The 19,485-nt window shown below is 67.8% G+C and carries 16 protein-coding genes; 6 read left to right on the top strand and 10 right to left on the bottom strand.

Features of this window, described 5'->3' with window-relative positions; genetic code table 11:
- Positions 1-16: 16 nt before the first annotated feature.
- Complete coding sequence (locus AB0M63_RS17920) at positions 17-553, top strand: MarR family transcriptional regulator (protein WP_355901618.1); 537 nt, start codon at positions 17-19, stop codon at positions 551-553.
- A 213-nt stretch (positions 554-766) separates the two neighbouring features.
- Positions 767-1,096: a hypothetical protein gene (locus tag AB0M63_RS17915; RefSeq protein ID WP_366020034.1), complete on the top strand. Its 330-nt coding sequence runs from the start codon at positions 767-769 to the stop codon at positions 1,094-1,096.
- A gap of 392 nt (positions 1,097-1,488) precedes the next feature.
- Here AB0M63_RS17915 and AB0M63_RS17910 read toward each other — a convergent pair whose 3' ends face one another.
- The 4 genes from AB0M63_RS17910 to AB0M63_RS17895 form a co-directional block, all read right to left on the bottom strand.
- Entirely contained in the window at positions 1,489-2,229 is a 741-nt protein-coding gene (locus AB0M63_RS17910) for a DUF4142 domain-containing protein (RefSeq protein WP_355901617.1), read from the bottom strand.
- 115 nt (positions 2,230-2,344) lie between these two features.
- The gene (locus tag AB0M63_RS17905) at positions 2,345-3,139 is read right to left on the bottom strand and encodes a DUF4142 domain-containing protein (RefSeq protein ID WP_366020033.1); all 795 of its coding nucleotides are present in this window, start codon (positions 3,137-3,139) and stop codon (positions 2,345-2,347) included.
- Between the two features lie 244 nt (positions 3,140-3,383).
- A complete protein-coding gene (locus tag AB0M63_RS17900; RefSeq protein WP_355901615.1) occupies positions 3,384-3,629 on the bottom strand; it encodes a hypothetical protein in 246 nt (81 codons plus the stop codon).
- Positions 3,630-3,721: 92 nt separating this feature from the next.
- On the bottom strand, positions 3,722-5,401 hold the full coding sequence (locus AB0M63_RS17895) for a chloride channel protein (RefSeq protein WP_366020376.1): 1,680 nt from the start codon (positions 5,399-5,401) through the stop codon (positions 3,722-3,724).
- A gap of 440 nt (positions 5,402-5,841) precedes the next feature.
- On the opposite strand from AB0M63_RS17895, the gene AB0M63_RS17890 reads away from it, so the two are divergent.
- From AB0M63_RS17890 to AB0M63_RS17875, 4 genes are all read left to right on the top strand, one after another.
- Positions 5,842-7,020 (top strand): FAD-dependent monooxygenase, encoded by a 1,179-nt coding sequence (locus AB0M63_RS17890; RefSeq protein WP_366020032.1) that lies wholly within the window; start codon positions 5,842-5,844, stop codon positions 7,018-7,020.
- 949 nt (positions 7,021-7,969) lie between these two features.
- Positions 7,970-9,796, top strand: coding sequence for a long-chain fatty acid--CoA ligase (locus tag AB0M63_RS17885; RefSeq protein WP_366020031.1), 1,827 nt, complete (start codon positions 7,970-7,972; stop codon positions 9,794-9,796).
- 197 nt (positions 9,797-9,993) lie between these two features.
- Positions 9,994-10,476, top strand: a complete 483-nt coding sequence (locus AB0M63_RS17880; protein ID WP_366020030.1) for a GNAT family N-acetyltransferase — start codon at positions 9,994-9,996, stop codon at positions 10,474-10,476.
- A 227-nt stretch (positions 10,477-10,703) separates the two neighbouring features.
- Positions 10,704-11,438 carry a YceI family protein gene (locus tag AB0M63_RS17875; protein WP_366020029.1) on the top strand — a complete coding sequence of 245 codons (735 nt, stop codon included), beginning with the start codon at positions 10,704-10,706 and terminating at the stop codon, positions 11,436-11,438.
- A 44-nt stretch (positions 11,439-11,482) separates the two neighbouring features.
- Here the strand turns inward: AB0M63_RS17875 and AB0M63_RS17870 are convergent, their stop codons facing one another.
- The 6 genes from AB0M63_RS17870 to AB0M63_RS17845 form a co-directional block, all read right to left on the bottom strand.
- Complete coding sequence (locus AB0M63_RS17870) at positions 11,483-13,906, bottom strand: CoA transferase (protein WP_366020028.1); 2,424 nt, start codon at positions 13,904-13,906, stop codon at positions 11,483-11,485.
- Positions 13,903-14,889, bottom strand: coding sequence for an enoyl-CoA hydratase/isomerase family protein (locus AB0M63_RS17865; protein ID WP_366020027.1), 987 nt, complete (start codon positions 14,887-14,889; stop codon positions 13,903-13,905). The genes AB0M63_RS17870 and AB0M63_RS17865 overlap by 4 nt, the downstream gene beginning before the upstream one ends.
- 71 nt (positions 14,890-14,960) lie before the next feature.
- Positions 14,961-16,085 (bottom strand): M24 family metallopeptidase, encoded by a 1,125-nt coding sequence (locus tag AB0M63_RS17860; RefSeq protein WP_355901606.1) that lies wholly within the window; start codon positions 16,083-16,085, stop codon positions 14,961-14,963.
- Positions 16,075-17,286 (bottom strand): Xaa-Pro peptidase family protein, encoded by a 1,212-nt coding sequence (locus tag AB0M63_RS17855; protein ID WP_366020026.1) that lies wholly within the window; start codon positions 17,284-17,286, stop codon positions 16,075-16,077. The genes AB0M63_RS17860 and AB0M63_RS17855 overlap by 11 nt, the downstream gene beginning before the upstream one ends.
- Before the next feature lie 49 nt (positions 17,287-17,335).
- Positions 17,336-18,499 (bottom strand): amidohydrolase family protein, encoded by a 1,164-nt coding sequence (locus AB0M63_RS17850; RefSeq protein WP_366020025.1) that lies wholly within the window; start codon positions 18,497-18,499, stop codon positions 17,336-17,338.
- 149 nt (positions 18,500-18,648) lie between these two features.
- Positions 18,649-19,470, bottom strand: a complete 822-nt coding sequence (locus AB0M63_RS17845; RefSeq protein WP_366020024.1) for an SDR family oxidoreductase — start codon at positions 19,468-19,470, stop codon at positions 18,649-18,651.
- Positions 19,471-19,485: the final 15 nt, after the last annotated feature.

Here is a 19,485-nt window from a genome sequence, read left to right as displayed (position 1 = left end):
AAGGTAGAAAGGACATATGCCGGAGCACGAGAACCCTGCGGGGACCATGGACGACGTCGACGCCGTCACCCGGGCGGTGCTGACCGCCTCGCGCCTGCTGGTGGCGGTCTCCGCCCGTTCCCTCGCCGAGGTCGAGGAGCGGGTCACGCTCCCGCAGTTCCGGATGCTGGTCGTGCTGTCCACCCGGGGGGCCACCAAGCTCGTCGCCCTCGCGGACCTGCTCCAGGTGGCGCCGTCGACCGCGATGCGGATGGTCGACCGGCTGATCGCGGCCGGGCTCGCCGACCGCCAGACCAACCCCGGCAACCGCCGCGAGACCCTGCTGCAGCTCACCGAGGAAGGCCGGCGCACCGTCGAGGACGTCACCGCCCGGCGCCGCGCCGAGATCGCCACGATCGTCGCACGGCTGGGTCCGACCCAGCGGCTGGCGCTCATCGAGGCTCTCAACGCCTTCAACAGGGCGGGAGGGGAGCCGCCGGCGCCCGCCTTGGACGACCCGGAGCCGCACCCCCTCGGCTGGGTCGTGGACGGTGCGATGGCGCACGACGTGTAACTGCTTCCCCGTTCGGACGGTACCGAGCTCCGGACGGCTCCTTCCCTGACCCCGGAAGTTTTGCGTAATGCAATGGACCGGTGGGTGTGGGATCGGCTGCCGGACTTCGGCAGCGCGGGCGCACAGGTGGGGTCGATCGGAGGCACGGTGGCTCGTGCCGTCGGATTCGGCGGTCGCTGACGCACCGGCAGGGACACGGGGAGGGTGACACGGATGCGCCGAAGACGTGGGCCCTCACCCGCCGCCGAACCGCACCTCATGCAGCATCTGCGTGCCACGGTGTGGGGGCCCGCGGAGTTCGTCGGGCTGCCGCCCCGGTGGTTGGTCGCGGAGGGGATCATTGTGGGGATCCTCGGTGTTGGGGCGATCATCGGCACGACGCTCTTCGGCGCGTGGACGGGGAGGCCGTCGCTCGCCGACGGCGAGGCCGGCCTCGTGTGCGCGGCAGCCGTCGCCCTGTATCTGTCGTTCGTGGGGGCCGGACGTGCGCTCGTCGGTGTGGCAGTTTTACTCGGCGCATGCCTCGCCCTGCAGGCTCCGTAGGCCGCCGCCGGCATGGTGCTGGCGGAGCGGGGACAGGTGCAGCCCGTCGTGGTGACGTCGGTCGAGGACGGCAGGGCGGCGAACGGCGGGCGCGTCCTGTACCTCTGCTCCGTGGCGGACGCCGACGGCGTACCGCTGGCAGTCCGCATCTGGCGCGGTTGCGGGAGTGCCACCCGGCCCGCAGACGCGCTCACCGTCGTGTACGACCCACGGGGCGCGGTGCCCCGCGCGGCGCGGAGGCGGATGCTGGAATTCCGGGGGCGGCGCGCGATCTGGCGCCGTGGGCCGCGGTACTCGTGGCCGCGAGCCTGGTCGCCGTCATCCGCTCCTACCGGCTCACTCATCTCTCCTTCGCGGTGCCCGGGCCGGAGGGCGGCGCCGTCGCCTGCTGATCAGCCGGCGGAGGGGCTGGGTGCTGGTGAGGCGGTGTTGATGTTCAGGTCGGGGCGGGCTGTCAGGGCGACGATGGGTGCGCCGGGCTGGGGCGGGGGAGGGGTGACCTGGTCCTTGGGGAGCTTGGGCGGGGTGGTCTGCTGGAAGTTGACCTGGTCGAAGTTGACCACTCCGGTCTTCTCCAGCACCGTGATGTGGTCCAGAACGGTGTCGTTGGCCAGGTCGGCGAGCTGGCGCACCAGGGTGTTGGTGGTGCTGGCGCGGATCTTGGCGATGGTCGGGAAGATCTGGCCGTGGGTGACGCGCATGATGTTGGCGGCGGTGCTGTCGAACTGCCGGCCGGATTGTGCCGCCGAGGTCGCCACGAACTGCTGCTGTTGCGGGGTCGCCTGGTTGGGCAGCGCGATGTTCAGCATGGGCGCGATCTGGCGGCACAGGTCGTCCAGCCCGGCGTGTCCCACGATCAGGTGCTTGCCCGCCTCCTTCATCTCCGGCGTCGAGCCCTTCTCCAGTGCGAGCTCGCCCAGCGGGTACTCCCAGAGCCCGGCGGAGCGGACCTTCACGACGAAGTCGCGATCGCCCTCGGTCAGTGGTCCCCATTGAGTGTTGGCGATGATCCGGGACGGGCTGGAGGCCGTGGTCTGGACGCCCAGGATGCCCGGGTAGACGAGGGCAGCCAGGGTGGCGGTGAACGCCCCGCCGACGACAAGGGTTCCGACCGTGCTGCGGGCGATGGGCATGGCGCCTCCTGACGCGAGGGGGACGGTTCGCCAGGAGGTACGGGCACGCCATGCCGACTGATCATTGCGCAAGGTAAAACTTGCATGCTGCCGTTCCGTAGTCGACGGGGCGGCCTCATCCTGTGGTCGGCGACGGCGTCGGAGATGACGCGGAGGAGCCGTTCGAGGCGTCGTCGGAGGTGGTGGCCGGACCGGTCGGGACTCCCGCGGTGGCCAGACCGGGGGGCACGGTGAGTGCGACGATGGGCGAGCCCGGCTGCGGTACCGGCGGCGTCACCTGAGAGGCGGGAAGCTTCGGCGGGGTGGTCTCCTGGAAGTTCACCTGGTTGAAGTTGATCAGTCCGGTTTTCTCCATCTGTGTGATGTGGTCGAGGACCACGTCGTTGGCCTGGTCGGCCAGTTGGCGCACGAGGGTGTTCTCGGTGGTGGAGCGGATCTTGGCGATGGTGTTGAAGATCGAGCCGTGGGTGATGCGCAGGGTGTTGGCGAAGTCGGTGTCGAACTGTTTGCCCGTGTCCGACTGGAAGGCCGCCAGGAAGCCCTGCTGCTGCGGAGTGGGCTGGTTGGGAATGGTGATGTTCAGCTCAGGGGCGATCTTCCGGCAGGCGGCGTCGAGCGCGGCGTGGCCGATGACCAGGTGCCGTCCGGCCTCGCGTACGGCCGCGGTCGTGCCCTTCTTCATGGCGAGGTCCCCGGAGGGGCCTTCCCAGAGCCCGGCGGAGCGCACGAAGACGACGAAATTGCGATCGGCCTCGGTGAGCGGTCCCCATTGGGTGTTGGCGATGATCCGGGACGGGTTGGAGGCCGTGGTCTGGACGCCGAGGATGCTCGGGTAGACGAGGGCGGCGAGGGTCAGGCTCAGCGCCCCCGCCACGAAGAAGGTTCCTGTCGTGCTCCGTGACATACGCATGGTGTCTCCCGACGTGAACAGCGTGAACGTCGAGGAGTACGGGTGCGGCAGGACCCAATAACCTTTGCTCTAGGTAAAGCTTGCATGATGCTACATATTCGTTTTTCCTGTCCGGGGAGAGGGCAACGCCGTCGCAGCAGGAGGTCCATGGCGATCGCCAGGGCACTCGCTCCCGCCAGGGCGAGGCCGATCCAGCCCAGTGTCTCCAGTCACGCCGGAGGGTGGTGATGGGACCCCATCGGCATCACCTCTCGTGCAGGCGGGCCGAGGCGACGCGTCCCGGCCGCATGATGCGTACCTTGCCGCTCTCGCAGGCCGGACAGCAGGGCGACTGCAACGGCGACGGTACGGGTTTGCCGTGGAGTTGGTAGGCGGCGGTGATCCGTGCGTACTCGTCCACGGTCACGTCGATGTCGTACGTGTCCTCCCAGCCGTACCCGCAGACGAGACATACGAACGAGTACGAGCGCTGGACGTGCTCTGTGTGCATGGCAGACCTCCCTGGAGTAGTCCGTCCGTCGAAGTCCCGCGACCTATTTTTGCATAGTGCAAAAATAGGTCGCGAGCCTCTTCGGGACGCTGTCAGGCGGTCATGTGCACCGCCCGCAGGGCGCTCTGGTGGCTCAGCCAGCCGACCGGCCTGCCCTGGACTGGGTCGAGAACCGGCACACCCGTCCCCGCGGCTGACAGGAGGATGTGCAGCGCCTGGGCCAGGGGCTGGTCGGCCAGGACGGGCGCGGGCGTTTCGGCGAGCTGTCCGATCAGCGTCGGTGCGTCCTCCGGTTGTTCCGCCAGGGACTCCGCCACTGCCTGCGCTGTGACCACGCCCACGTAGTGGCCGCTGTCGTCGACCACCGGGAGTGCTCCGTGGCCGGACAGGCTCAGCAGGTCGGCGGAGTCCGCCAGGGTCGTCGACGCGGGCAAGGCGGAGGGCAGCGGTTCCATGACGCCGCCGACGTGCTGAGTGCCGATCCGTGCGCCGACGGCGGCCCCTTCCAGGTCGATGCCGCGGCGGCGCAGTTTGAGCGTGTAGATCGTGTCACCCGACAGCAGGCGGCTGGTGGCGGTGGCCAGCACGATGGCCAGCATGAGCGGCAGGATGATCGAGTACTCGCCGGTGAGTTCGAAGAGGATCACCACGGCGGTGATCGGTGCGCGCGCCGCACCGGCGAACACCGCCCCCATGCCGACCAGCGCGTACGCGCCCACCGCGCCGGCCGACTGGGGCAGTAGATGGTGTACGCCGATGCCGTAGGTCGAGCCCAACATCGCCCCGATGAACAGGCTGGGGGCGAACACCCCGCCCGAGCCGCCGATGCCGATCGTCAGGCTGGTCGCCAGCATCTTGCCGACGAGCAGCAGGAGCAGGAAGCCGACCGCGTAACCGCCCTCCGTCGCCTTCTGCAGGACTGGGTAGCCGACTCCGTACATCTCCGGCAGGGCCAGCAGTACCAGGCCGAGCACCAGTCCACCGGCCGCCGGACGCAGCCACTCCGGGCCGCGCCAGAGCCAGTCGCAGGCGTCCTCGATCAGGTAAAGGAACCGGGCGAATCCCATGCCCACCACGGCGGCCCCGATGCCGAGCGCCGCGAACAGGCCGTACTGGGTGAGGTGGTCGACGTGGAAGTCGGGGAGGTTCAGGAAGGCCGTGTTGCCGAAGGCGGCGCGGCCGATGACGCTCGCGGTGACGCTGGCGAGCACGGTGGCGCCGAAGGCTTCCGCGCTGAAGGTGCCGAGGATCAGTTCCATGGCGAAGAACACACCTGCCAGCGGGGCGTTGAAGGTGGCGGCGATGCCGCCCGCCGCACCGCAGGCGACCAGGAGTTTCATCCGGCCCTCGGTCACCTTCGTCACACGGCCGAGCGTGGAGCCAAGGGCCGAACCGATCTGCACGATCGGGCCCTCGCGGCCCACCGAGCCGCCGGAGCCGATGGTCAGGGCGGAGGCGAGGGTCTTGACCACGGCGACCTTCGGGCTGATCCGGCCGCCGCGCTGGGCTACGGCCAGCATCACCTCGGGTACCCCGTGCCCGCGGGCTTCCTTGGCGAACCGGTTCACCAGCGGGCCGTACAGCAGGCCGCCGACTGCCGGGGCGAGGACGACGAAGTACGGCCCGAGCCATGGCGTGTGCGGATTGCTCGCGCCGGGCGAGGCCGCGTAGTCGGAGTGACCGGAGAAGAGCTGCGTGAAGGTCTTGATGCACCAGCGGAAGACGACCGAGCCCGCGCCGGCCCCGCCCCCGATCACCACGGCCAGCATCATCAGGCCCCAGGAGTCGGAGCGCAGACCCGCGAAGGCCGATGGAGAAGTCGAGCCGCTCGTCGCGGTGCTGGTCATACGATTCCTGTCCTTGGATGCCTGGATGGCACTCATCAATTCCCCTTCCTTACCTTTGCATTATGCAAAGGGAGTCAAGGGGGCGTTGCTCGGGCCGATCGGCGTGGCATGGGGCCTGGTCGCAGCTGGGGCGACGCCGGTGCGAGCGGGGTGTCGACGGCCGGCCTGATGTCGGCCGCTCGCATGTCGACCGTCCGGGCGCCGGTCCGGTATGTCGGGTGTTTCGTCGCCTGATCGGCCGACGTGGTCCAGTTGGCCGACGATGCGCCTCCTTGGCATTCGAGGGCTGCATAGTGCAAAAGTAGAGAAAGGGAAAGGGTTGGACGCCCGCGGGGCGGAAGAGGCGATGTGCACCGATAAGAGCAGTGATCTGTGGAGCCGGTATTGCCGGACTGTCACTGGCCGGCCGTCTGCACAACGTCCTCGGCTGGGATGTCGTGGTCCTGGAGAAGGCCCCGCGGCCCCGCACCGAGGGCTACATGATCGACTTCTTCGGTCCGGGCTACGACGCGGCCGAAGCCATGGGGGTGCTGCCCTGGCTGGAGGAACTCAGCTACCCGGTCTCCGAGACGGCTTTCATGGACGAGTACGGCCGGTGCCGCGCACGGCTCGGGTACGACCGGTTCGCCCGTCCACTGAACGGGCGCCTGCTGAGCATCATGCGGCCCGACCTCGAACTCGCCTTGAGGGAACGGCTGTCCTTCGCCGTGGGGCTGCGCTTCGGTGTCGGCCCGGCACGTATTGCCCCGAGCACCTACGGCATCCGCGTCACCCTCACCGACGGCAGCGTCCTTGACGCCGACCTCCTCGTCGGAGCCGATGGTCTGCATTCCACCGTGCGTGCCATGGTCTTCGGCGAGGAACAGCGGTGCGTGCGCCACCTCGGCTACCACACCGCCGCGTTCACCTTCGATGACCCTCGGGTCCACGCGGAACTGGGCGACCGGTTCTGTCTCACTGACACCACCGAGCGGCAGATGGGCCTCTACGCCCTGCGCGACGGCACCGTCGCGGCCTTCGCCGCCCACCGCAGCACCGATCCTCGGCGCCCCGAGGACGCACGGGCCGCCCTGCGCCACGAGTACGGCTCCCTGGGATGGCTTGTGCCTCAGGTCCTGGCAGCCTGCCCGCCGTCCTCGCGGATCTACTACGACCAGGTCGCCCAGACCGCCCTGCCGACTTGGAGCCAGGGCCGGGTCGTGCTGGTCGGCGACGCCTGCCAGGCCGTGTCCCTGCTCGCCGGACAGGGTGCCTCCCTGGCGGTTGCCGGAGCCTATGTCCTGGCCGACCAGCTCGCCGGTGCCCGCCGCGTCGAGGACGCGCTGCACGGATACGAACGCCTGTGGAGGCCCGTCATCAGGGACAGACAGCGAACCGCGCGCAGAGCGGCCCGCTGGTTCGTCCCCGCATCGGCACGGCAACTGCGCGTGCGCCATGCCGCTCTGCGTTTCGCCGGAATGCCGGTCGCGAGTCGCCTAGTAGGTACCTCACTGGCCGGGAAGCGGAGACCGTCCCTGTGTCAACTCGCCGCAATGTCCGTCTAGTTGAGTTGCGTCCGGGCACTTGCCGTCGACACCGCGGAGCCGGGCCGACTGGTTCGCCGCGACAGCCGGCCCGGCCGCTGCGAGCTGGACCGGCCTGGCGCACCGGGCACTCATCCCGGGTCGTCGTCGTGGTCGTGGGCGGCGTGGCGGGCGAGGTAGGCGTTGTAGACGGCGAGTTCGGCGTCGGGGTCCCAGTCGGTGTGGCGGTCGTTGCTGCCTCACTGGACGAGCAGGGCCATGAGGACCGGCACGTGGGGATCTCGCTGAACGCCCAGGCCATGCTGCCGTCGGTGTTCTGGTCGGCCGGGGGACTGGTGTGCCAGGCGGTCGCCGGATGGCCTTCGGGCTCCGCTGATATCGGTCGAGCCGCCCGATCGATCGCGTGATGGAAGAGATCGGTCCAGGAGAAAAGGACACCAGTGCTGCAGAGGGTCGTGATCCATTGCTCGCCCAGGCCCGAATGATCGATACCCGGCATTGGGATCGGCATCTATAGGTGAGGGGGGTCGGTCGGCGGGCGACTTGCGTGGGGACTTGCGAGTTCACGCACAGGCCGTTGTCTCAGATGCTCTACGCCAGTAGAGTTGAACAATGGTCATGACTCGCCGGCGCTGATGTCCACCGGGTGCGGGGTAACGCATCGGTGACTGGCGGCGCTGAAGGTACTGACGGTCTTCGGCGCGGATCCGTACCGAACCGGGCAGATGCCCCGAGTCGCCTTACTGGTGAAGGCTTCCGTAAGGCAGGGGCCTTGTGGAGTCGGGGTGCAGGTTTCGTCGCACTTTCGTGTCCACTCAATGCGTTCTGTGACTGTTTAATCTTGTAGGCCCCTTTCGGTGGGTAGCCATTAATCCCTTTTTTGGCGATTGGACCGATTGCCCCTACAGTTAAATGGCGCTGTTTTTTTGCGATATCTTTCGCGTCACTGCCAGGCGCGAAGGAGCGGCGGATGCGCGAGTTCACTATTTCTCCGTTGGAATCGGTACGCCCGTTTGGTGGCCTGGCTGACAGTGTCTTTACCCGTGCGGATGAGGATCCGGGGGCCATCGTGCTTGGCTGGAAAGACGAGTGCGGCAAGTGGCTTGATGTAACGGCAGCCGAGTTCGGAGCCGAGGTCCTGGCCCTGGCCAAGGGATTATTAGCCAAAGGGATCCGTTTTGGCGACAGGATCGCGATCATGTGCCGGACCCGATACGAATGGACGCTATTCGATTTCGCGTCGTGGACGATCGGTGTCCAGGTCGTACCGATCTATCCGACCGCTTCCGCCGAGCAGGTCATGTGGATCCTCCACGATGCCCAACCGACAGCGATCCTTGTGGAACACACGGACAACGTCATGACAGTAGCCGGTGTCATGGGCAGGCTTCCCGCTCTGCGCCACCTCTGGCAGCTCGACGCCGACGTCCTGCCGGAGCTTCTGGAGGCCGGCTCCGGCATTGACGACGCGACGGTTCACCGTCACCGGAAGGCCGTCACCCCGGCCTCGGTCGCCACCGTCATCTACACCTCGGGCACAACGGGACAACCCAAGGGCTGTGTCATTACGCACGGCAGCCTGATGTATGAAACGGACACGGTCGTCAGCCGCTGGGACCCTGTCTTCCATTCGAGGAAAGGTGACCAGGCGTCGACGCTGCTGTTCCTGCCGCTGGCTCATGTTTTCGGGCGGATGGTCCAGGTGGCCGCGATCCGGGGAGGAGTCCGCCTCGGGCATCAGCCGGAGCTGACCGCGTCGACACTGCTGCCGGATCTGGCGGCCTTCAAGCCCACGTTCATCGTCTCGGTCCCCTATATCTTCGAGCGCATCTTCAACGCGTCCCGGCGCAAAGCGGAGACCGAGGACAAGGGGTGGGCTTTCGACCGCGCGGTCGAGGTGGCGGTTGCCTACGCGGAAGCCGTGGAGGCTCACGCCTGGGGTTGCGGGCCCGGTCCGTCAGCACGTCTGCGGCTGCGGCATCGGCTCTGGGACCGAATCGTCTACGCCAAGCTGCGCGCGACCATGGGCGGACAACTGCGCCACGCGTTGTCGGGCGGCTCGGGCATGAAGCGCAGTCTCGGGCTGTTCTTCGCGGGTGCGGGCATCGCCGTCTACGAGGGGTACGGTCTCACCGAATCGGCTGCCGCGGCCACCATCAACCCGCCCGAACGCACCCGGTACGGAACGGTCGGGCAGCCCATACCGGGGACCACGGTCCGGATCGCCGACGACGGCGAGGTCTGGCTGCGCGGAAGGACATTGTTCGCGGGCTACCTGAACGACGACGAAGCCACCGGCGAGGCACTGTGCGACGGCTGGCTGCGGACCGGTGACCTCGGCGTTCTGGACGCTGACGGCTACCTCACCATCACAGGCCGCAAGAAGGAGATTGTCGTGACGTCCGGCGGAAAGAGCGTCTCGCCGGTACTGCTGGAGGAACGGGTCCAGGACCATCCACTGGTTGCGCAGTGTGTGGTCGTCGGCAACGACCGACCATACGTCGCCGCACTCATCACCCTCGACCCTGCATCGGTGAAGCACTGGCTCTCCATTCGAGCGAAACCCGAACTCACAGCGGCCGAACTTGTGATGGACGAGGAGCTGGAAACAGAGATACGGCGCGCGGTCATGGCCGCCAATACACGCGTGTCCCAGGCCGAGTCCATCCGCACATTTCGCATCCTCGCCCGTCCCTTCAGCATCGAAGAGGGACTTGTCACGCCGTCATTCAAACTCCGGCGGAACGCCATCACCGAGGCATACGCCAAAGAGATCGAAGCGCTCTACCAGCGGTAGGCGTCGCTCTCCCTCTGCGGGCGTCCTGGATGGCGCTCCTCCGTACGTCGAACCAGCAACAGCCAACACTAGGGAATTGGTGCACAGTCTTGTATGAGGCAGCCGGCCGATACAGCCTCACAACGCTGACGGACTCCCATGTTCTCGCACTTGCGGCGGCGGACATAGGAACGATCTACCAGGAGGTGTACACCGACATGACCGTCCTCCCCGGCCTGCTGCCGCCCGGCGAATTTATCGAGCGCTACCAGCAGGACTGTCAGCTCCCCGGCATCAGATTAGTGAAAATCGAAGCCAACGGCAGACTGATCGGATTCGGCTACGGACTGCTTCTCCAAGCGGACTCGGACTGGTGGAGCAGTCTGACCAGTTCAGCGATGCCCGATTCGTTTACTTGGGAGGACGGCCAACGAACTTTTGCCGTACGCGCAATCGTTGTTCGGCCTCATTACCGGAGGCTTGGACACGGACAGGTGATTCACGATGCTCTGCTCCGGGACAATCCTGTTGAACGCAGCACCCTCATGGTGCCCCCAGAAGTGCCGGCCGCCCTCGGACTGTGCGAAAATCTCGGTTACCTTTTCGTAGGTGCTGCTCGCCCGCAAGAATCGGAATCCACCTATCTCAGTATGGTCCGTGAGACTTCCGGCGGCTCCCACAGAAAAATTGGTCGGCGCTGAGTCGACTCGTACCTTGCCCATCCTGTATCCGTTCACCAAAAGAAGGGGGTCATTATGGGCCTCGCATTGCTGAAACGCCGCAAGCCGAAAACGGGAGGTGCGGGCACTGATCTCCTGACCCGGTTACCCCTGACGGCCGGATCGCTTGCCCTTGAAGTCTCCGAACCCAACGGCCATCCCGTGGACGGGGCCGAGATCCAGGTGAAGGCCAACCACACGGGACATTGGTGACGAAAGGCTGCACCGATCTCTACGGCACCTTTACCGTCGGACTTCCTCCGGGACGACACTCCGCACTGATCACGGCAGACGGTCTGATACCCGTTCAGGTCACGGTGGACATCGATGCGAGAAGGCAGACCCACCGCAAGGTCACGCTGGAACACTCCAGCCCCCTGGCGCCCCCACGGCCCGGCGTCTGGCTCTTCGATCCGCCCCACACGGCGATCCGGTTCATCGCGCGGCATGTCGGTATGGGCAACGTGCATGGCGGATTCACCAAGTTCGACGGCGGTGTCCACATCGCCGAACGGCCCGAGGACTCCTATGCGGAATGCATCATCGACGCCGCGAGCATCAACACGGGAAACCGGACCCGAGACAACCACCTTCGCTCCGCAGACTTCCTGGACGTGGCAGAGTACCCCCACATCCAGTTCGTCAGTCAGCGATTCCAGCGTGGTATGGGAAACAAATGGGCCGTGCGCGGGGTTCTCACCCTTCGCGATGTAAGCCGCACTGTCAGCCTGGAGACCGAATATCTTGGATCCGTCAATGGCGGATACGGTGAAGAACTCCGTTGCGCCGCCAGGGCCAAAACCGAACTGCACCGTGAAGACTACACTCTCAACTGGCGGAACATGTTGGCGAGAGGCATAGCGATAGTGGGGCCCACGGTCCAACTCGAACTCGATATCCAGGTGATGTTCCGCTGCGGCGAGACACCCACGCCACCCGATTAGTTGGCCAGACGCCCCGCTCCATGCGCAGCTCCTTTAGTACGTCGTTACCGGGTCGGCGCCCGGCCCACGACGCCATCGGCTTCCAGGGCGGCGATCTCCCGCTCGGTCAGGCCGAGTTCGGCCAGCAACTCGTGGTTGTGCTGTCCGAGCAGGGGAGCCGGGCGTACATGGCGGCGGTCCGGGCCCAGGGAGAACCGCACCGGCATGGTGCTGTAGCGGGCGCGGCCGCCCACCGGGTGGTCGAGTTCCTCGAAGAATCCACGGAACCTCACCTGCGGCAGCTCTGCCTGGCGGTGCGGCTGCATCACCTTGCCGACCGGGACTCCGGCGTCCCAGAGATGGTCGACGATCTCGTCCGCGCCCCGCCTGCGGCACCAGGCCGTGAGCCGATCGTCGATCTCGTCGTGGTGGGCGCGCCGTCCATCGGCGGTGGACAGCCCGGTGTTCATCGCCCAGTCGGGTCGGCCCAGAGCGTCCCGCAGCGCATCCCACTGCTCGTCGGTGGCCACGGCGATCGCCACCCAGGAGTCCTCCTGGCCGAACTCGTCGACATCCGCGGTCGGATAGAGGTTCTGCGGGGCTGCGGCCGGCCCCCGGTTGCCGGCCCGCTCCAGGAGTGCGTTGTACGCCGAATGCTCGATGACCTGTTCGGCTGCCACGTTCAGCGCGGCGTCGACCATCGCGGCCTCCACCAGTGCTCCTTCGCCGGTGCGACGGCGGTGTTCCAGCGCCAGCAGCAGACCGTTGAGCGCGTGGACGCCGGCGTTCGGGTCTCCGATCGAGTAGGGCTCGACCGGGTTCTGGTCCCGATGGCCGGTGAGCCAGGTCAGTCCTGCCGCGTCCTCGATGACGAAGGCGAAGGCGGCGTTGTCGCGCCAGGGGCCGTCGAGGCCGAACCCGGGCATGCGGACCATGATGATGTCGGGACGGACGGCGCGCAACGTCTCGTAGTCCAGGCCGACTTGGTCCAGGACCCGCGGAGTGTAGTTCTCGACGAGGACGTCGCAGGTCGCGATCAGTCTGCGCAGTACGTCGCGTCCCTGGTCGGTCCGGATGTCGAGGGTCAGGCTCTTCTTGTTGGAGTTGAGGCCGGCGAAGATCGGCGACCTCTCCCACCACTGGTCCACGGTCGTCGGTACACCCGCGATCAGCCGGGTGCCGTCCGGCCGCGATACGGCTTCCAGGTGGATCACTTCGGCGCCGAGCATGGAAAGGATGTGCGTGCACGAGGGACCCGCCCAGAAGGCCGTCATGTCCAGGACGCGCAGCCCGCTGAACGGCAATCGCGTGGCGGCGGTGGCCGCCTGGACGGGCGGCGGTGTCGGCCGATGCGTGGCACGGCGGCTGTCGGTGTGCATGCCGAGGCGCGGAGGCGCCTCGGGCGGTCGGAGGAGGGCGGGCTCGAAGCGGTAGGGAGGGGCAGGTTGGAGAAACCCGTCCCTGGGGTTCTGCTCGAAGCTCCGGCGTGCGTCGAAGTGGGTCATGGCCGGGGCCTTGGCGCCGTTCACCACCGGGGAGTTGGGGATACGGAACGCCGTGGCCAGTTCGAGGATCTCGGCGACCGTCCGGGCGGCGATCCACTCCTGGATCACCCCGGCCATCTCGGTGGCTTTTTCGACGATGGAGAACGACTTGCCCTCGTCGATCCACTCCGGGTGGCCGACCATCGCGCAGAGGTCGAAGAACTGCTGCGCCGTCGCACAGCCGAGCGCGACGAGGCCGTCCTTGGCGGCGGCCACACCCGGCATGTTCAGTCTGCGGGTCTTCTGCCACGGGCGCTGTGCCATGTCCCAGAACGTGACCGGGTGGTAGGTCAACGACATGATGTGCGCTTCGAGCATCGAGAGGTCGACCAGCTCACCCCGGCCACTGCCCGGTTCGCGCAGTCGCGAGGTCATCGTCGCGGCCGCGGCGTACGCTCCCGACACCCAGTCACCGACCTGGCCGCCGACGTGGACCGGTGCCCGGTCCGGTGCACCGCGGCCGAGGCCGATGATGCCCCCGGACCAGGCCTGCAGGGTGAACTCGGTTGCCGGACGGTCTCGCCACGGGCCGTCGAGTCCGAAGGGGGTGATCGATGTGACGACGAGGTGGGGATGCGTGCGGTGGATCTCCTGCGGGGACAGCGCCGGGAGGTCTGCGACCGGAGAGCCCGGGGACCACACCACCACGTCGGCCGACGCGAGCAGCCCGTGTACGAGGTCGAGGGCGCGGGCTCTGCCGGGATCGACGACGACGCTCTCCTTCGAGCAGGCCAGAAAGCTGAACAGGGCGCCGTCCTGGGTCGGCGGGATCACCGCGCCTGACGCCGACCAGCGGCGCAGCGGATCGCCTTCGGGCGCCTCGACCTTGACGACCTCCGCACCGCCGTCGGCCAGCAGTTTGGTGCAGTAGGCGCCGGCGATCCCGGTCGACAGGTCGACGACCGCGCAGCCGCTGAGCGGGGGTTCGGCGGGCGTCGGGGTCATGAGTCGTCGCCTTCCTGCGGATCCGCCGCTCTGCGGCCGGACTTGCTCAGCCGGAAGTCCGGCGGGAACCGGTGGTCGTTCCCCCTGACCGCGTTGGCTATCCCACCGTCGACCGTGTCCTCGTCGAGCATCAGGTCGTCGCCGTCGGCCCGGGCGATGCCACCGATCGACTCGAACAGGCCTGCGAGCATGGAGCCCATGTACTCGCCCTGGTGCTGTTTGTAGATCTCGAAGAAGACCTTCTGCATGAACACGGTGTCGGTGGGACGGGTGCGTGCGCAGGCCAGCGCGTACTTCTCGACCTCCGCCTCCAACTCGTCCCGGGGGACGATGCTGTTGAGGAAGTTGCACTCGTACATCTCCAGCGCGGTGAACGGCCTGCCGGTGAAGACCATCTCCTGGAACTTCCGCAGGCCCATGGTCTGGATCCAGGTCCACATCCGGGGTGCCCAGCCGATGTAGCGGAAGGAGGGATGGCCGAAGAGGGCGTCGTCGGAGGAGATCACGAGGTCGGCGTCGGCGGCCTGGTAGAAGTGCCAGCCGTAGCAGTAGCCCTTGACCTCAAGGATGCTGATCTTCTTGAAGTCCTGGAGGCTGCGGCAGCCGCCCTGGGGGTTCGCGTACCACTGCGCGGGCGTCCCGCCGTAGCGGTAGGAGCCCTTGGGGGGATAGCGGACGTCGTCGTCCTCGCCGATTCCCTGCTCGGCCAGGAGCGGCCCTGCGGTCGGCGAGGCGTGCATCTCCATGGTCTCCGCGATGTCCGCTCCCGAGCCGAGGTCGTCGCCTCCACCCCGGATGACCAGGACCTTCACCTCGTCGTCGACGTTGGCCCGGTGCAGGAGTTCACCGAAGCGCAGCCGTGCCGCCGCCGTGGGCGCGTTGAGGGCGTCGGGCCGGTCGAGGGTGAGGGTCGCGATCTTCGTCTTCGGGTCCTTCTCGTAGCGGATGATCTCCTCCGCCGACGGACGTGTGCTGTCAGCCATGTGCTGGGGTCCTTTCCCGGATGGTGTGACGACGGGCCGGGGCCGTGGGGCTCCGGCCCCGGCCCGCCGGGCTACGGTTTCCAGACGGGGCTGGACGTGAGCAGTTCGGCCCCGTCCGGGGTGATGAGCACGGCCTCTCGTCCCAGGACGGATCCCACGCCTTCGTGCCAGACGTAGCCGGTCACGGCGAGCACCATGCCGGGTTCGAGCCGCTCCTCGGCGGCGGTGGCCGGCAGGCCGGAGACGATCACGGGGGCGTCGAAGCCCAGGCCCAGGCCGCGGGCGACGGGCATCGGCGGCAGCGGTTCGTCGGCCGCCGCGTACGCGGCGACCAGGGCGCTCGCCGGCGCACCCGGCCGGCAGGCGTCGAACAGCCGGGCCCACAGCTCGTCCCAGCGCCGGTACAGGGCGGCTGTGGAGACCGTGTCGCCACCGTCGGCCGGCCAGGTACGGGCGACCTCGCCGATGTATCCGCGCGCGACGACTCCCGAGGTGAAGGCCACGAGGTCGCCCGGGCCCACCCTCCCGTCCCCGCGCACCTTTCGCCACGGGTGTTCACGAGAGGTCACCCAGGCCACCTCCTGGGTCGCCGGCGTGCTGACACCACCGGCTGCCGAGGCCTCAAGGAGGACGCCGGCCAGGTGCTGCTCGGTCACGCCCGGCCGCAGCTCCGTGACCGCCTTGGCCAGGCTGCTCTCGGCCACCGCCAGGGCGTCCCGCAGAGCTACGACCTCGTCGGGTGTCTTGACCCGGCGGGCGGCCCGCATGGCCGGTTCGCCGTCGACCATCTCGGCCACCGGGAAGGCCAGGGGCAGGAGTTGGAGGAAGAGGGGCGAGATGGTGTCCGTGCCCACTCGGCGCGCCGTGGCCGTTCCCTCGATGTCCTGCAGTGCGGTCACCCAGTTCATCGGGTTCCACGTGAGGCCGTAGAGGTGTTCCCGGGGGATGTCGTCAGGTACTCCCTCGTCCCAGGTCATCAGCGCGTGGACCGCGCCCGTGGCGCGGACCACGACGGCGGCGGGGGCGAAAGGACGGGTTCCCGCGGTCCACAGTCCCGGAGTTCCGGTGACGTAACGGACGTTGGCCTCCCGTCCGAGGACGAGGACATCAAGGTCGTGGGCTGCCATGTGTGCCAGCGCGCGCTCCCGCCGCCCGAGGCGCAGAGCGCGGTCGTCCGGCAGGACCTCAGTCGCCATAGGGGGAGTAGGGATAGTCGGTCAGGGCCGTGAAACCCTCTTCCTCGATCACGAGAACCTCCTCGCTGCGGTAGCCGCCGGTGCCGTCCTCCCAGACGACGGGTTCGAGGACGAGCACCATGCCGGCTTCCAGTACCAGCTGCTCGTCGAACTCCTCGCCCAGGTCGGTGCCGACGAAAGGCATCTCGGCGGGGTCCACTCCCATGCCGTGAGCCAGATAGAAGTGGGGGAGCCACGGCTTGCTGCCGCCGTTCGCGGCGATCGCGGCCTCGGTCAGGTCCGATGCCGAGGCACCCGCCCGCAGTACCTCCTTCACCGCGGAGTGGATCTCCCACCACTTCCGGAACTGCGCCCGCTGGCGCGGCGCCGGATCCTGGCCGACGATCCAGGTGCGGCCGAAGTCCGAGCAGTAGCCGGCGTACGTGATGCTCACGTCGGTCCACAACACGTCGCCCCTGGCCAGCTCCCGCTCGGTGGTCAGCAGCGGAAGGGCCAGATCGCCGTGGGTGGTCCACACCCCGGTCTCCCGGGAGGCCGGCATCACCTGCCAGATGGGGTCGAGGACGTTGGCCTGCGCGCCGTGCTCGTAGGCATGGCGCAGGAAGCCGGCCGACAGGTCGATCTGGCGCATCCCCGGCGTCAGAGACCCTTCGATGTCGCGCATGGCCCGTTCCGTGATCCGTAGGGCGGTGCGGATGCAGGCCAGTTCGTCGGGGGTCTTGATCAGTTTGGCCACCGCCAGGACCATGGCGGCGTCGCTCGGGGGGCCGCCGGGGAACAGGGCCTTGTCCGCTCGGCGCATCGCCCCGGTCAACTCGTCGGTCGCGACCCTCGCCCCGCCGGGCACGAGGTCGGCGAGCACGGTGGCGAAGTTCCGTACGCCTTCGTCGTATTCCAGGTAGACCGGCGGGTGCAGGTGGTCGGTGGGCAGCAGGGCCTCGGTGGCGCTTCCCTCGCGGAACGGCATGAACAGATGGGGCCACGGGTCGTTCGCCGTCACCACGGCGACGGGACGGTCCACGTGCGCCAGCCCGGAGTCGCCGAGCGGCCAGCTCGCCCCGGTCGCGTAGCCCACCGCGGTGTTGCCGAGGAGGATCAGGGCGTCGATGTCCTGGTCCCGCATCGCTGTGCGCAGCCGTACGCCGCGTTCACGTCCCATGCGGGCCAGATCGGGTTCGGCCTGGATGTCGATGACGGTCATGCCCGTCTCCCTAGCGATGTCGTGGTGCTCTCCGGGACGGGGGTCGGCATCACAGGCCGAGGTATTCCTTGACGTTGCCGCTGACGATGCGTGCCGCCTTCTCCGGTCCTACGGCGTCGACGACCATCGCGATCGACTTCTCCGAGTAGCCGAAGGTGCTCTCGTTGTGCGGGAAGTCGGCGGACCACATGACCCGGTCCACGCCGATGCGGTCGAGGAGTTCGAGGCCGAGCGGGTCGACCATGAACGACGCGTACATGTGGTGGTCCCAGTAGTGGCGCACCTCGTGCTCCAGCGGCCGGTCCAGCATGTGCCGGTAGGAGGCGAGGATGTGCTCGGCGTCCTGGAGGGCGGAGGGCACCCAGTTCGCGCCGCCCTCGAACCAGCCGATGCGCAGGCCCGGATGGCGGTCGAGGATGCCGCTGAAGATGTACTTCGCCCACACCTCGCGGAACGGCGACACGTTGACGATCATGCCGACGGCGATCGCGTTGGACTCGCAGGGGGCTTTCAGCGTGCTCTCTCCGATGTGGTGCGAGACCGGCAGCCCCGACTCCTCGATCGCCTCCCAGACGGGATCCATGGCGGTGCTCGCGTAGTCGACGGGGTTGCCCTCCAGGTCGTTGCCCGGGTTCAGCGGCATGAGGAACGTCCTGATGCCCAGGTTCTTCAGCTCCGCCAGGGTCCTGCGCGCGCCTTTGCCGTCCCACCAGTTGATGAGACCGACGCCGTAGAAGCGGCCTTCGGACCGTTCCTGGAGTCCGGCGATGTACTCGTTGTAGATGCGGAAGGTGAGCTCCCGCACCTCCGGGTCGGGGTAGAAGAACATCGCCAACAGCGCGTTGGGGAAGGCGAGTTCCTTCTGAATGCCGTCCGAGACGAGGTGTTCCAGGCGCCCGCCGAGGTTGTTGGAGCCCGCCCCGGCCAGCGGGTCGTACTGCATGAGTACGCTGCTGAACTCCTTGGGCAGGAAGGAGTGGCCGCCCATGCCCAGTTCATAGGCCCCGTCCTCGTACCAGATCCGCGGCGCCTGGTCCTTGAGCCGGTCGGGGAAGCGCTCGTGGAAGATGTCCTCCGCCAGCGAGATGTGGTTGTCGGCCGAGAAGACCTCGGTGCCCGGAGGCAGGCCCAGGGAGCCCTGCGCGTGGCCGTGCCGTTCCTTGGGCGGGCCGAAGCCCTCGGGGGGATACAGGGTGGATGGCTGGGTGGACATCGTCGTCCTCCGTTCTGAAGGTGCGGTTTCACGTGCGGGAGAGTTCACCCGGGCGGGAGCTTGTTCGGTTTCCCGGGCCGGGGGAGGGGCCTTCATCTGCGCAGACCGGCAAGTCGTTTGTCATGCAGGCGAGTTGTATAAGGAGGGGGTTACGAGGCCGGTGCGGTGGCCTGCTCGGGCCGCATGGGCTTGACGCCCGCCGTGGTGCCGCCGTCGATCGTGAGGACGGTTCCGGTGATGTGCAGCGACCGGTCGCCGCCCAAATAGACGACGGCCTCGGCGACGTCCTGGGGCGTGCCCAGCCGCTTGAGCGGCTGGGTGGCCGCGATGTGGGCACGGATTCGCTCGGCCATCATGTCGCCGTCCGCTCCTTCGACCGTCCCGGTCGCGGAGGTGAGCAACCGGGTCGGGATGCCTCCCGGCGCGATGCAGTTGACCCGGATGCCGTACTCGGCCAAGTCCATGGCCACGCATTTGGTGAAGTGGAGGACAGCGGCCTTCGACGCGCGGTAGGCCAGCACTCCAGGACCGGCCTGCACACCGCCGATGGAGCTGATGTTGACGATGGAGCCACCGCCTGCCGTCATCTGTCGGGCGGCTTCCCGGGTGCCTGTCATCACACCGAGCAGGTTGACGGAGAGCACCCGCTCGAAGTCGGCGAAGTCCTCGTCCAGGAAACTGGTGTGCATCGCCCCGGAGATTCCGGCGTTGTTGACCATGAGGTGCAGTCCGCCGAACTTCTTGACCGCGAAACCGATGAGGTCGCGGACCTGTTCGGCGTTGGCGACATCTGTGTGCCGGAAGCGGACGTCCGCGCCGAGTTCGTCCACGAGTGCCTCGCCGGCGTCCCGGTCGAGGTCGGCGACGACGACCCGGGCACCGTCCTCCAGCAGCCGCTCGACAGTGGCGCGCCCGAGGCCCGCCGCGCCGCCGGTCACGACGGCGACCCTTCCTGACAGTTCTTCGGCCATGGTGTTCCGTGTCTC

Origin of the sequence: Streptomyces sp. NPDC051576, from assembly GCF_040681835.1 — a bacterium.
In the GTDB taxonomy this organism is placed as follows: domain Bacteria; phylum Actinomycetota; class Actinomycetes; order Streptomycetales; family Streptomycetaceae; genus Streptomyces.
Note: the sequence above shows the minus strand (reverse complement) of the source record. Positions and strands in the feature narration are given on the sequence as shown.